This window comes from Bacillus sp. FSL R5-0523, from assembly GCF_037975295.1.
Taxonomy (GTDB): domain Bacteria; phylum Bacillota; class Bacilli; order Bacillales; family Bacillaceae; genus Bacillus; species Bacillus subtilis.
Window position 1 is genome coordinate 240,341 of the sequence record NZ_CP150251.1, and the last position, 13,881, is coordinate 254,221.

The following is a 13,881-nucleotide window of genomic DNA, read 5'->3' on the forward strand; positions in this document are numbered from 1 at the left end:
ATTATAATGTAAAAGTCTTCCATCGATACGGGTGGTTGACACTAAAGGAGGGAGATGACAAAATGAAATTAGTTCCAAGATTCAGAAAACAATGGTTCGCTTACTTAACGGTTTTGTGTTTGGCTTTGGCAGCAGCGGTTTCTTTTGGCGTACCGGCAAAAGCGGCAGAGAACCCGCAAACTTCTGTATCGAATACCGGTAAAGAAGCTGATGCTACGAAAAACCAAACGTCAAAAGCAGAACAGGTTTCCGCCCCTTATGAGGGAACCGGAAAAACAAGTAAATCGTTATACGGCGGCCAAACGGAACTGGAGAAAAATATTCAAACCTTACAGCCTTCGAGCATTATCGGAACTGATGAACGCACCAGAATCTCCAGCACGACATCTTTTCCATATAGAGCAACCGTTCAATTGTCAATCAAGTATCCCAACACTTCAAGCACTTATGGATGTACCGGATTTTTAGTCAATCCAAATACAGTCGTCACGGCTGGACATTGTGTGTACAGCCAGGATCATGGATGGGCTTCGACGATAACCGCCGCGCCGGGCCGCAATGGTTCGTCATATCCGTACGGTACTTATTCAGGCACGATGTTTTACTCCGTCAAAGGATGGACGGAAAGCAAAGACACCAATTATGATTACGGAGCTATTAAATTAAACGGTTCTCCTGGAAACACGGTTGGCTGGTACGGCTACCGGACTACAAACAGCAGCAGTCCCGTGGGCCTTTCCTCGTCAGTGACAGGATTCCCGTGTGACAAAACCTTTGGCACGATGTGGTCTGATACAAAGCCGATTCGCTCCGCTGAAACGTATAAGCTGACCTATACAACCGATACGTACGGCTGCCAAAGCGGCTCGCCTGTTTATCGAAACTACAGTGATACAGGGCAGACAGCTATTGCCATTCACACGAACGGAGGATCGTCATATAACTTGGGAACAAGGGTGACGAACGATGTATTCAACAATATTCAATATTGGGCAAATCAATAAATACAGCAAACTAGCCATATTCATGTCTATTTTGTTTTTATGCGGGTGCAGTTCGCAGACGCATTCTTCTCAAAAAGAAACGACTATTCCTGTCACTCTTCATGTGGAGGATGCTAAGGGGTTGCCGGTCGAAGGGGTTCAAGTGACGATTGTCAAAGCGCCCTCTTCAGATGAGGAGCCGAGTACAGAGATTGGCGAGATACTCGGTAAAACAGACAAAAACGGAGATATCAAATGGGATACCGGCAGAAAAGGCGATTACTCAGTCGCGTTGACGAAGGGTGAAACATCAGTAACCCATCACATCTCGTTAACAGAGGATAAAAACGATCATGCCATTCCATTAGTCTTCAAAGAATAGCAGTTTCCTTGATTTTAAGGGAACTGCCTTTTTTATTTATTGCAGGAAACCAAACTATATACTGGAAATTTATTATGTGAGATAATAAGAAATAGGTATTTTTTCTTACGAGACAAAAGGGGCGTTATCCTTTATTTTATATTAATCATACCCGGAGGAAAAAGAAGAAGATGATACAAGATTCAATGCAGTTTGCCGCGGTTGAAAGTGGTCTGCGCTTTTACCAGGCATATGATCAAAGCCTTTCTTTGTGGCCGATTGAGTCGGAAGCATTCTATGTTTCTACTCGTTTTGGAAAAACACATATCATTGCAAGTGGGCCAAAGGACGCACCTTCGCTCATTTTGCTTCACGGAGGCCTTTTCAGCTCTGCGATGTGGTATCCGAATATCGCAGCGTGGAGCAGTCAATTTCGTACATATGCGGTCGATATAATAGGAGACAAAAATAAAAGTATACCATCAGCAGCCATGGAAACGAGAGCTGATTTTGCAGAATGGATGAAAGATGTCTTTGATTCTCTTGGACTTGAGACGGCACACCTGGCCGGCCTTTCGCTTGGCGGGTCCCATATCGTGAATTTCTTACTCCGCGCGCCTGAAAGAGTAGAGCGAGCGGTTGTTATGAGTCCCGCTGAAGCGTTTATTTCATTTCATCCGGATGTCTATAAATACGCTGCAGAGCTTACAGGGGCAAGAGGAGCTGAATCATATATCAAGTGGATCACAGATAACAGATATGATCTGCATCCTTTACTGCAAAGACAAATTGTGGCGGGCGTGGAATGGCAGGATGAGCAAAGGAGCCTGAAGCCGACAGAAAACGGCTTTCCGTACGTGTTCACAGACCAGGAATTGAAATCAATACAAGTCCCGGTACTTCTGATGTTCGGTGAGCACGAGGTCATGTACCATCAGCAAATGGCCTTTGAGCGGGCATCGGTATTGGTGCCGGGAATTCAGGCTGAAATCGTAAAGAACGCCGGACATCTGTTATCTCTGGAGCAGCCAGAGTACGTCAATCAACGCGTCTTGTCCTTTTTATGCGGGGGATAAAATAGTAAGGAACATGAAAAGATTGGCATTCATTTTTCAAAAGGTAACAAATGTTGTATAATAATAGAATTTGAATGCTGCTTTTTTTGGGAGCATTCTATGTTATCATGCTTATTGGAGAAAAATTTTTCCTGTAACGCTATTCGATCACTATCGTCAAATAATATAGATGGTTTTACAATTGGAGGTTTGGTTACACTGTGAATTACATCCCCTGTATGATTACGATAGGAAACTTCATTTGCGGATTGCTGGCGATTCATTCCTTGCTATATCACAACATTCATTCAGCAGTGCTTTTTATTTTTACAGGCATGTTCCTTGATTTCTTTGACGGGATGGCTGCTCGTAAGCTGAATGCCGTTTCTGATATGGGGAGAGAACTGGATTCGTTTGCCGATCTGGTTACGTTTGGGGTGGCTCCTTCTATGCTTGCTTACAGTGTCGCGTTGTATACCCTGCCATTTATCGGGATCTTATGCGCATTGACGTACAGCATTTGCGGAATGCTTCGCCTCTCTAAATTTAACATTGAACAAAGCAAGCTCCCGACATTTATCGGTATGCCGATTCCGTTTGCGGGCATGTGTCTCGTTATTCTAAGCTTCACCTATAACCCGATCCTTCTGGCAATCGGCACTTGCGGACTTTCATATTTGATGGTGAGTAAAATAAAATTCCCTCATTTTAAAAAACATGCGGCAGAAAATCTGGAGTCCGGGAGATGGAATTAGTTCAGCAGCTCATAGCGGATTACGGTTATCTCGCTATTTTTTTGATGCTGGTATTAGGGATTGTAGGATTGCCGATTCCAGATGAAGTGATGATGACCGTTGTTGGCTATTTCACGCATACCGATGTATTGAATTATGAGCTTTCGATATTGATCAGTTTTGTCGGGGCTTTGTTAGGTATGCTGATCAGCTACATGATTGGCAGAAAAGCCGGACGCCCGTTTATCGACAAGTACGGCAAGTGGGTCGGCTTAAAAGAAAAAAGAATGATGAAAGTGGAGAAGTGGATGAAGAAATACGGTCCATATTCTCTTATTTTAGGTTATTTTATTCCCGGCGTCAGACATGTGACGTGCTACTTTTCGGGGATCGGCAAAATGGATCTGAAAACGTATGTTGCGTTTGCGGCAATCGGCGCTTTTTTATGGTGCTTTGTTTTTATTACAATCGGAAGGGTTATAGGGATTATTCATGTTTAATACGGCTGTAAAGATTCTGTATCGATCATTGATAGAGCTGACGAATCATCGTCTGTCATCCTATCTGATTAAAGGATTTTGCGAGTCAAAAATCAGCAAACCGGTCATTCCGCTTTTCTCAAAACATTTTCGGCTGAATTGGGATGATGTGGACGGTACGGCTGCTGATTACGGATCGCTGTCCGAATTGTTCATTCGACAAATAAATCTGGAGCGGCGCCCTGTATCAAAAGAGGCGCATGCGGTGGTCAGCCCTGTTGACGGTGTGGTTCAGACGGTAGGAATCATCAACCCGAATCAAACCTTTACGGTGAAGGGGAAAGATTACTCATTCGCTGAGCTGACCGGCTGTAAAAGCGCAGACCATCAATACAATGGCGGTTACTTCGTCGTGCTGTATCTAAGCCCGAGGCATTATCACCGTTTCCATTCTCCGATCAGCTGCAGGTATCAAAAGCTGGCCGAGCTCGGAAATCGCTCATACCCGGTAAATCAATTAGGCTTAAAATACGGGAAGGATGTGCTGTCGAAAAATTACCGGTTTGTGTACGAGCTGAATAGCGGCAGCCGAAATGTCCTGATGATTCCTGTCGGCGCGATGAATATTAATTCTATCGTGCAGACGAGCACCCGTGCTGAATTGGAGATCGGCGAAGAGCTGGGATACTTTTCATTCGGGTCAACCGTCATTTTGATTTTTGAAAAAGACGCGTTCCAGCCGTCCGCCCATTTAGCAGAAGGCCAAGAAGTCCAAGTCGGAGAACTGATAGGTTACGAAGAGTAAAAAGAGGAGCTTGCATAAACGCAGCGCCTCTTTTTTTGAAGAAAGGTGAGATTCATGGAGAAACAAATCATCAGCTGGATTACAGATTATCAGAACAACGGAGATGAAGCCATCCTTCGGCAAGTGCGAGAAGTGTGCTGGCCGATCGTTGAAGCGGTTTTGCATGAGAAGGCAATAGATGATGAACAAGCGAACAATTTACGCGACAAAGGAATCGAGCGGTTTCCATTCATCATCAGCAAATACCAAGCGGATGTGCAGCTTCCGGTTGAGACATTTTTACGAAATACGTATCGGTTTTACTTTCATCAGGTGATGAGAGAATCCAGCTAAAGCTTCTTTCAACAGAGAAGCTTTTTTTGTTGGCAGTAAAAGGAAACTTTTTCTATATCTATCTCGTAATGACTAGAGAACCTAGCAGAAAAGGAGAGATAGAATTGAAACGAATGATAGTGAGAATGACCCTGCCGCTGCTGATCGTTTGTCTGGCGTTTTCTTCTTTTTCAGCCTCTGCCCGTGCTGCTTCTGAAGAAAAATACTGGGATTCATGGATTAAACGACATGCACAGCCACTGGATACTTCCGATGCTTCAAACAAAGACCTTCGCTTTCTGAAGAAGGTGCTGAAAGGGAAACGAATCGTTCAGTTAGGAGAAACGACACATGGCGCTGGCGAAATGAATGCCACAAAGGTCAGAATGATCAAATACCTCCACGAAGAGCTGGGATACGATGTATTGGCATTTGAGTCTGGCTTTCCTGATACAAATGCATCTTACCTTAATATGGACCAATTAACCCCTAAAAGCACGATGAAAAACTCCATTTACGCTGTATGGCACACAGAAGATGTCGTTGAATTGTTTGATTACATGAAAGAGCAAAAAGAGAAAGGCGATCCGCTGATCCTTACCGGTTTTGATATTCAAAGCATGAAGAATTCATTCAAGGATGCTGCGACTCAATGGGTAAAAGCGGTGGACCCTGAGAAAGCAGAGTTGCTCTCCCAATCAGAAAATAATTTTTCAACATTAGTGACAGACAGCAATACGTTTGATGAATTTTCGCAAAAGAAGGAAAAGCTTGTGAAAAACTATCAGAAGCTGATCAAGTTCGCTGAAACACATGCTTCAGAGCTAAAAGAAAACCTTCCAAAAGAGCCGAAAGCTTATGAGATGTTTATGCGGTCTCTTCAGCTAAGAATTGACGTAATGGAAACGTATATGCTGGAAGAAATGAAAGAAAAACTAGAGGAGTATCCGGAGAATATTGAGGATTTTTCATTCTTTATGAGAGACCGCATGATGGCTGAACAATTTCAGTGGGTAGCTGACACCCTTTATCCGAAAAAGAAAATCATTGTCTGGGGCCACAATTACCATCTACGCAAACAGAATACGAAGATGATAAAGGACTGGGTACAGCTAAACGGCCCTAACATGGGTGATTATTTGCCGGAGCGGCTGAAAAAACAAACATATACGATTGGCATTTATGCTTACTCAGGTGCAAGTCTGGATAGTTCTGATAATAAGACGGTTATGCCGGTTACAAGCCCGCCGCCGTCTGGAAGTCTTGAAGCTTTGCTGAAAGCTGCGGATCATCCAGTTGTTTTTGTTGATTTTCTCCATACAAAAAACAAGAAAGGCACTTCGTGGATGTATACCCCGCGGACTGCGCTCTATTGGGGGTACATGGAAGAGCAGATGATCCTTAAGGAACAATATGACGGTGTCATTTGGCTGGAGCATATCACGCCGTCAGTCATTATCAAGTGAGCGATGTCCCCTGTGGTAAACAGGGGATTTTTACATATCGCAAAAATAATCAAAACATATAATCCGTGATCCATTATTCTAAAACAGAAAGGAGATTGGAGCGTGCAATGTATTATGAAAAAGCTGTCCAGAAAACAATCAATTGGATTGAATCACATTTACATGAGCAAATATCAAACGAGGATATTGTTAACGTTTCAAGCTTTTCAAAATTCCATTTTCATCGGATTTTTCAAAAAGAAGTCGGCATGTCGGTTGCTTCTTATATTCGGTTAAGACGTCTTGCGAATGCGGCGGCAGCTTTGCTTTATACAGATCATCGTATTATCGATATTGCTTTGTATTATCAGTTTGAATCTCAAGAAGCATTTACGAGGACGTTCAAAAAGATGTATCACATGCCGCCAGGAGCATACCGAACATTTATGAAACGCTTTACTTCAAAAAAGGAGGAATCTTACATGGAGAAAAAAATGAAAGGCTGGGTATTGAGCGGGAGCCATCCGTTCCAATTTGAAATGGGGATTGACCGGGAAAATGTACATCAGGGAAAAGCTTCAGGGTATTTAAAGTCAACGATGGTGCAGGATATCGGTGAATTTGCGACGATGATGCAGCAATTCAAAGCAGATCGCTATCTAGGAAAAAGGCTTCGTCTATCAAGTTTTATCAAAACAAAGGGGGTGCAGCATTTTGCCTCACTTTGGATGCGGGTTGACAGTGCTGCTGATGATGTTCTCCAATTTGATAATATGAGCAACAGACCTATTACCGGAACAACCAATTGGAATCATTATGCTATCGTTTTAGATGTCCCAGAAAATAGCGCTGTGATATCTTTTGGCGTTCAATTATCTGGGCCGGGTCAGGTGTGGATGGATCATGTTGTTTTTGAAGAGGTAGATGAGAGCGTTCCTTCAACAAACCTTGAAATGCCGGGAGAACTTTTAGATGAACCGGTAAATTTATCTTTTGAAGAGGAACTACAAAAAATAGTTTTCAGACAACTACTTTTATTAGTAAGTTAATGGAAAATACTATTTGTTATTAATAAACCCTTGTGCCGCTTAGGTTTGTAAGAGCTTGGATATTTTTATCAGTCTGGGCGGATCTGTTCATCTTTGCGGCATTTTCCTGTATGATATAGTAAGAGTGTGCATAGCAACTAACTATAATTGAACAGGGTGTTTAAAACATGGAAAAACAATACAGAGTATTACTTTACTATAAATATGTTCCGATTGAAGATCCAGAGGCGTTTAGAGAGCAGCATCTGGCTTTTTGTAAGGAGCTTGGTTTGTTAGGCCGTATCCTTGTTTCTTCTGAAGGAATTAACGGTACGGTATCAGGTACGGTTGAACAGACTGAAAAATATATGGAAACAATGAAAGCTGATCCTCGTTTTGCGGACATGGTATTTAAAATTGATGAAGCAGAAGGCCATGCCTTCAAAAAAATCTTCGTCCGCCATAAAAAAGAGCTTGTAACGCTTCGTCTTGAAGATGATGTCGATCCGAACGAAACAACAGGTCAGCATTTGAAGCCTGCAGAATTTTATGAGAAGATGCAGGATCCAAACACAATTGTCATCGACGCGCGTAACGATTACGAGTATGACCTTGGCCATTTCAGAGGTGCGGTCCGTCCTGACATCGAAGCCTTCCGTGAATTACCTGAATGGATCGAAGAACACAAAGATATGCTTGAAGGCAAAAAGATTTTAACGTACTGTACAGGCGGCGTGCGCTGTGAAAAGTTTTCAGGATGGCTGGTGAAGCAAGGCTTTGAAGATGTAGCACAGCTTGACGGCGGAATCGTGACATACGGAAAAGATCCTGAAGTGCAAGGCAAGCTTTGGGACGGCCAGTGCTACGTATTTGATGAAAGAATCAGCGTGCCTGTCAACCGTGTCGAGCATGTGATTGTCGGCAAGGACTACTTTACAGGAGAACCGTGTGAGCGTTATGTGAACTGCGCAAATCCATCTTGCAATAAAAAAATGATATGCACACCGGAAAATGAGTATAAATATATGCGCAGCTGCAGCCACGAATGCCGCACGAACCCAAGAAACCTGTATGTGAAAGAGCATAATATGACAGAAGAAGAAGTAAACGCAAGACTGGCAGCGATTGAAACAGAAGATCACGCTGCTGCTGAATAATAAAAAGAACACCTCGGATTGAGGTGTTCTTTTTTCTATATGCTTTCGGTTTGGCTGTTTGCGGAAACCCATTCTTTTTGGCGGAAGGCCTTTTCCCATTTTGATACCACGATACAGGCGATCGCATGTCCCGGTACGTTCACGCCTGTTCTCGCCATGTCCATGACGCGGTCAACACCCGCGATAATGGCAACGCCTTCAGCCGGCAGTCCTACAGCATTGGCAGTCGCCAGAAGAACTACAAGCGATCCTGAGGGTACAGCTGCAATGCCTTTACTGGTCATCACAAGCACAAGCATCATGAGCAGCTGCTGGGACAATGTCATGTCTACTTGAAAGGCCTGTGCGAGAAAGATACAAGAAACCGATAAATATAAGCTGGAGCCGTCACAGTTCAATGACAAGCCGGAGGGAACGACAAATGATACCACTCGTTTGGGACAGCCGTATTTCTCCATTCTATCCATCAGCTGAGGGAGAATGGTTTCAGTGCTTGTGGTGGAAAATGCAATTAAAAACAGATCCCATATCATTTTCAATACTTCGAAATACTTAATCTGAAAGATGAGACCGACAAGCGGAAAGAGGACAAAGAGGATCAGGAACAGGCCAAGGAATACGGTGCCAACCAGCTTAAACATAGGGAGGAGGAGTTCAATGCCATATTGGCCTACAGAAGCAGCCATCAGGGCTAACACGCCGATAGGAGCAGTGACCATGACGATTTGTGTGAGCTTGAACATAATCTGAGCTGTAGATTCAAAGAACTTCATCACTGGTTCAGAAGCTTTGCCGATACCAGCCGCGGCGACACCAAATAAAATGGCGAAGAAAATAACAGCAAGCAAATCATTTCTGGCCATGACATCAATAATGTTTGTAGGGATAATATCCAGGACCATTTGCTTGAAATCAACAACTTTGTCTGTGTAGCCGGAAAGTTCATGAATATCTTTTTTTGCCAAATGGGAGAGGTCAAGCCCGACACCTGGTTTTAAGACATTCGCTAATAAAAGTCCAAGCCCTAATACCAACGTTGTAATCACTTCGAACCAAATGATCGTCTTGATGCCGAGACTGCCCATTTTTTTCATGCTTCCGCTTCCTGCGGCTCCAATGACAATGGTAGAAAACACAATCGGCACAACAATCATTTTAATCAGGCGGATAAATCCATCTCCGACAGGTCTCAGTGCCATCCCGAAATCAGGAAAAAAGTGGCCGATCACCGCGCCGACAGCCAAAGCGATTAAAATTTGAAACGCGATTAATTTTTTCAAATGAATCCCCCTTTAGAATGATAGAATGTAGGCATATTCATATCATTCGTGATTCAAATGCAAACACCTTTTTTCAAGTTATTTTATTTTGATAGCGCTTTCATTATGTTGGCGAAAAAGTCCCCCGCAGCAGGGGGGACTTTTTTACTTCATTTGAATGTGCTTTAGATCTTCTTCAGAGGTATTTGTGAAAATAACCGGTGTTATGGCTGAAGCGGCATGCTGCTTGATGTAATTGAGATCAAAGGTGAGAAGCAGTTCGCCTTGTTTGACGGCTTGTCCGCTTGTGACATGTGCTTTAAAGCCTTCCCCATTCAGTTTGACGGTATCGATGCCGACATGAATCAGGATTTCAGTGCCGCCGGCGCTCATAAAACCGATGGCGTGTTTTGTCGGAAAAATCGAGACGATCTCGCCGTCCGCAGGTGCAACAACTTTTCCTTCTGATGGAATAATCGCAAATCCCTCGCCCATCATTTTTTCTGAAAAGACTTGATCAGGCACATCCCCTAAAGAGACTGTTTCTCCTTTAATCGGATAAATAAAGGTCTCACCGGAATCGGGCTTCAGCGGTTTGTCAGTTACCGTGTCCAGCGCGGCGGCGGTGGAAGGGACGCCACCGGCCATGATTGTTTTGATGTCGTCTTTTAAGGCATCGGACTTGGTTCCGAATATTGCCTGGAAGTTGTTGTTGACCTCCAGCACACCTACTGCACCAAGCCGTTTTAATTCATCCTTGCTGACTTGGCTTGGCTGATGAACGGTCACACGAAGCCTTGTGATACATGCATCCAGGTTAGCGATATTTTGCTGTCCGCCCAAGGCCTGCAGCACGTGAAATGCAAGCTGGTCTTTTGCAACTGGAGCTTTCTCCTCATTCTGACCGTCTTCATCTGTCTCACGGCCGGGTGTTTTCAAATTCCATTTCAGAATCGCAAATCGGAACAAATAATAATAAATGAAAGCAAACACGATCCCGACAGGAATGACAACCCAGCCGTTTGTAGACAGTCCGTAGTTCAAGACGTAGTCAATTCCCCCGCCTGAGAACGTATAGCCGTGGCGGACATGGAATAAATCACAAACGACAAAGATGACGCCGGCAAGAATAGAATTAATCAAATAGAGCACGGGCGCAACGAACAAGAAAGAAAACTCAACCGGCTCTGTAATTCCGGTCAGCATAGATGTGAGCGCCGCAGAAATCATCACGCCGGAGATCATTTTTTTCTTTTCCGGACGCGCGGTATGGATAATGGCAAGAGCAACTGCCGGCAGACAGAAAATCATGTAAGGGAAATCCCCCATCATAAAGCGCCCGGCTGTCGGGTCTCCCGCGAAAAACCTTGTCAGGTCGCCGGTTACGGTGTTGCCTGTTGATGGGTCTGTGTATTCTCCCATCATAAAATAGAAAGGTGTATAAAAAATATGATGCAGGCCAAAAGGAATCAGCAAACGATAGATCGTTGCATAAAAGAACAGTCCGACTGTTGAATCGGCAATTAAACTGCTGGCTGCGTTAATTCCATTTTGGATCAGCGGCCAAACGAATGAGAAAATGACACCGATCACCAATGAACTGACGGAAGTAATAATCGGGACAAAGCGTTTTCCAGAGAAAAATCCAAGGACCGGATGCAGCTCGATTGATGAAAATCGCTTATATAAATAGGCGGCGAGAAGCCCGATGATGATTCCTCCGAAAACCCCCATATCAATCAGGTGCTCGGCTCCTTCATACGGAGGCTGAAGGCCGAGTAATTTTCCCATATTGTCGAGGGTGACGGTTAAAATTAAGTATCCGATGACAGCGGCAAGTCCGGCTACACCTTCTCCGCCGGCTAATCCGATCGCGACCCCCACGGCGAAAATCAGCGGGAGATTATCGAATACAACGCCGCCCGCGTCCTTTATAATAGGGATGTTCAGTAAATCCTTGTCTCCGAAACGGAGCAAAAGACCTGCTGCCGGCAGGACGGCAACCGGAGTCATCAACGCGCGGCCAAGCTGCTGCAGAATTTGAAATGCCTTTTTAAACATGACAGTCTCCTTTTATTGTTTTATGAGCATGGTGCACTCTTTAATTTTTGAGCTGCTTTATAATCGGCGATAACGGTTACATGATTGTGTTTTTGAAGAATGGAGGCTGGTACTTCTGTCGTGACAGGACCTTCAGCCATCTTTTGAATAGCGTCTGCTTTTTCCTCGCCGCTTGCTAAAAGCACAATATGTTTGCTGAATTCCATGATGGTTTTAATGCCCATTGAAATCGCGAGTCTCGGCACCAGCACCGGATCACCGCCGAAGAATCTGGCATTTGCCTGTATCGTGCTTTCCGAGAGCTTCACAACACGTGTCCGGTCCTCAAAATCAGATCCCGGTTCATTGAAACCGATATGGCCATTGGCGCCGATGCCGAGAATTTGGACATCAATGCCTCCCGCTTGGCGGATGAGATCCTCGTATACTTTGCATTCCGCCTCAAGCTGCGGGTTGTCTCCTTGCGGGATATGAATATGATCAGGCTGCATATTGATATGCTGAAATAGATGCTCATGCATAAAGTGGTTATAACTTTGCGGATGAGATGGAGAGAGACCAGCGTATTCATCCAAATTAAATGTAGTAACCTTTGAAAAATCAATTTTGCCTGCCTGATAGTCTGAAATCAACTGCTTATACAAGCCGACCGGTGTGCTTCCTGTTGCCAGACCGAGAACGGCATCTTTCTTAGCTTGTATTTGTTCTTTAATAATGGCAGCGCTTAACTTACAGAGTTCTTCGTAGTGCTCGGCGATCAGAATCTTCATGTGACACCCCCTCAAAGAGATAGACAAGCACCATATTTGTTATGACCAATTTATGAGACTTGTCATTACGAATTTAGCACCGCCCTTATCAAACTGTCAATATTAATTTCTGAAAATTTGTTATAAAAGAAGGATACAAATCTTTCATATTGGGATGGCAAATGGTATTATGATCTCAATGAAAAAGAACGGATTGCATACACAGAATGGGGAGAATGAAATGACAGCTTTATATTCTGTTATCAAGTTTAAAATCATTGAGTTAATTAAATCGGGCAAATATCAGGCGAATGATCAGCTGCCGACAGAGAGTGAGTTTTGCGAACAATATGATGTCAGCAGAACAACTGTGAGACTGGCTCTGCAGCAGCTGGAGCTTGAGGGATATATTAAAAGAATTCAAGGAAAAGGGACATTTGTATCGGCGGCAAAAATACAAACGCCGATTCCGCATAAGATTACGAGCTTTGCAGAACAAATGAGAGGCCTTCGTTCTGAATCAAAAGTGCTTGAGCTTGTGGTGATTCCTGCCGATCACTCCATTGCCGAGCTTTTGAAAATGAAAGAGAATGAACCTGTCAACAAGCTTGTCAGAGTCAGATACGCCGAGGGGGAACCTTTGCAGTATCATACCTCATATATTCCCTGGAAGGCGGCACCGGGGCTGGCGCAGGAGGAATGCACCGGCTCGCTGTTTGAATTGTTAAGGACAAAATACAATATTGAAATCAGCAGGGGCACGGAATCGATCGAACCGATTTTAACGGATGAAACGATCAGCGGCCACTTATTAACCAATGTCGGAGCGCCTGCGTTTTTATCAGAATCCCTTACCTATGATAAAAATGAAGAAGTGGTGGAATATGCGCAAATTATTACCCGGGGAGACCGAACGAAATTCACCGTAGAACAGTCATATCATTCATAAAGCAATGTGTTTTAAGAAGGGAATGGTGGTTCTATGTTTTTATTTACGAATGGAAAAGTGCTGTGGGGAGCAGTGATTGCTGCATTCATCTTTTCAATTGTATTTTACCCTTTTCTGCCGACGCAGATGCCGATTCATTATGATGTTGCGAACAGTCCGGATCTGACGGTTAACAAGCTGGCGGGGACTGTGATGCTGCCTGTTTTGATGGTGGTGTTTGCATGGGCGCGGAAGATCAATTGGCAATTTGTATTCGCAGTGTATATTTTGCTGATTTGCCACATTGTCGTCCTTTGTTTAGCGGTCTAAATCAAACAGCCAGAATAAAACTGGCTGTTTTTCTTTAATTTCAGCTTCATCTGACAATGAATGTGGTGTATAATAGCTGATGATCCTAAAGAATATTCTGAAATTTATAGGTGTGAAGCGGCGTATCATGAAAGGAAGGGCTGTATGTTTTTTGCAGCCTTAAAAAGACTGAATATTTAAACAATTATATGAAAG

General features: G+C 43.8%; 15 protein-coding genes. 12 read left to right on the plus strand and 3 right to left on the minus strand.

Annotation, left to right across the window (positions count from 1 at the left end):
- The first annotated feature begins 62 nt into the window (after positions 1-62).
- The 10 genes from mpr (at position 63) to NYE53_RS01390 (ending at position 8,359) form a co-directional block, all read left to right on the plus strand.
- Positions 63-1,004: an extracellular metalloprotease Mpr gene (gene mpr / locus NYE53_RS01345; protein WP_015252930.1), complete on the plus strand. Its 942-nt coding sequence runs from the start codon at positions 63-65 to the stop codon at positions 1,002-1,004.
- Positions 967-1,365, plus strand: coding sequence for a YbfJ family protein (locus NYE53_RS01350; protein ID WP_133953762.1), 399 nt, complete (start codon positions 967-969; stop codon positions 1,363-1,365). Before mpr ends, NYE53_RS01350 begins: the two co-directional genes overlap by 38 nt.
- A 170-nt stretch (positions 1,366-1,535) precedes the next feature.
- Positions 1,536-2,420 carry an enantioselective carboxylesterase CesB gene (cesB, locus tag NYE53_RS01355; protein WP_339246815.1) on the plus strand — a complete coding sequence of 295 codons (885 nt, stop codon included), beginning with the start codon at positions 1,536-1,538 and terminating at the stop codon, positions 2,418-2,420.
- 200 nt (positions 2,421-2,620) lie between these two features.
- On the plus strand, positions 2,621-3,154 hold the full coding sequence (gene pssA / locus NYE53_RS01360; protein ID WP_009966430.1) for a CDP-diacylglycerol--serine O-phosphatidyltransferase: 534 nt from the start codon (positions 2,621-2,623) through the stop codon (positions 3,152-3,154).
- Positions 3,145-3,633 carry a DedA family protein gene (locus tag NYE53_RS01365; RefSeq protein ID WP_003234861.1) on the plus strand — a complete coding sequence of 163 codons (489 nt, stop codon included), beginning with the start codon at positions 3,145-3,147 and terminating at the stop codon, positions 3,631-3,633. Before pssA ends, NYE53_RS01365 begins: the two co-directional genes overlap by 10 nt.
- Entirely contained in the window at positions 3,626-4,417 is a 792-nt protein-coding gene (locus NYE53_RS01370) for a phosphatidylserine decarboxylase (RefSeq protein WP_003234858.1), read from the plus strand. The genes NYE53_RS01365 and NYE53_RS01370 overlap by 8 nt, the downstream gene beginning before the upstream one ends.
- A 54-nt stretch (positions 4,418-4,471) precedes the next feature.
- Positions 4,472-4,750: a hypothetical protein gene (locus NYE53_RS01375; protein ID WP_339246818.1), complete on the plus strand. Its 279-nt coding sequence runs from the start codon at positions 4,472-4,474 to the stop codon at positions 4,748-4,750.
- Between the two features lie 104 nt (positions 4,751-4,854).
- A complete protein-coding gene (locus NYE53_RS01380; protein ID WP_339246821.1) occupies positions 4,855-6,195 on the plus strand; it encodes an erythromycin esterase family protein in 1,341 nt (446 codons plus the stop codon).
- Positions 6,196-6,302: 107 nt separating this feature from the next.
- Positions 6,303-7,223: an AraC family transcriptional regulator gene (locus NYE53_RS01385; RefSeq protein WP_339246823.1), complete on the plus strand. Its 921-nt coding sequence runs from the start codon at positions 6,303-6,305 to the stop codon at positions 7,221-7,223.
- Between the two features lie 167 nt (positions 7,224-7,390).
- Positions 7,391-8,359, plus strand: a complete 969-nt coding sequence (locus NYE53_RS01390) for a rhodanese-related sulfurtransferase (protein ID WP_003246287.1) — start codon at positions 7,391-7,393, stop codon at positions 8,357-8,359.
- A gap of 35 nt (positions 8,360-8,394) precedes the next feature.
- On the opposite strand, the gene gltP is transcribed toward NYE53_RS01390, so the two are convergent.
- The 3 genes from gltP to nagB form a co-directional block, all read right to left on the minus strand.
- Positions 8,395-9,639, minus strand: a complete 1,245-nt coding sequence (gene gltP, locus NYE53_RS01395; RefSeq protein ID WP_014478694.1) for a glutamate-aspartate/proton symporter GltP — start codon at positions 9,637-9,639, stop codon at positions 8,395-8,397.
- Between the two features lie 144 nt (positions 9,640-9,783).
- Positions 9,784-11,679: a glucose-specific PTS transporter subunit IIBC gene (gene ptsG / locus NYE53_RS01400; RefSeq protein ID WP_339246826.1), complete on the minus strand. Its 1,896-nt coding sequence runs from the start codon at positions 11,677-11,679 to the stop codon at positions 9,784-9,786.
- 20 nt (positions 11,680-11,699) lie between these two features.
- The gene (gene nagB / locus NYE53_RS01405; RefSeq protein WP_251233390.1) at positions 11,700-12,449 is read right to left on the minus strand and encodes a glucosamine-6-phosphate deaminase; all 750 of its coding nucleotides are present in this window, start codon (positions 12,447-12,449) and stop codon (positions 11,700-11,702) included.
- Positions 12,450-12,669: 220 nt separating this feature from the next.
- Between nagB and gamR the strand changes: the two genes are divergently transcribed.
- Positions 12,670-13,377, plus strand: a complete 708-nt coding sequence (gene gamR, locus NYE53_RS01410; RefSeq protein WP_003234841.1) for a transcriptional regulator GamR — start codon at positions 12,670-12,672, stop codon at positions 13,375-13,377.
- A gap of 33 nt (positions 13,378-13,410) precedes the next feature.
- Positions 13,411-13,686, plus strand: coding sequence for a DUF1648 domain-containing protein (locus NYE53_RS01415; protein ID WP_032724827.1), 276 nt, complete (start codon positions 13,411-13,413; stop codon positions 13,684-13,686).
- The last annotated feature ends 195 nt before the right edge of the window (positions 13,687-13,881 follow it).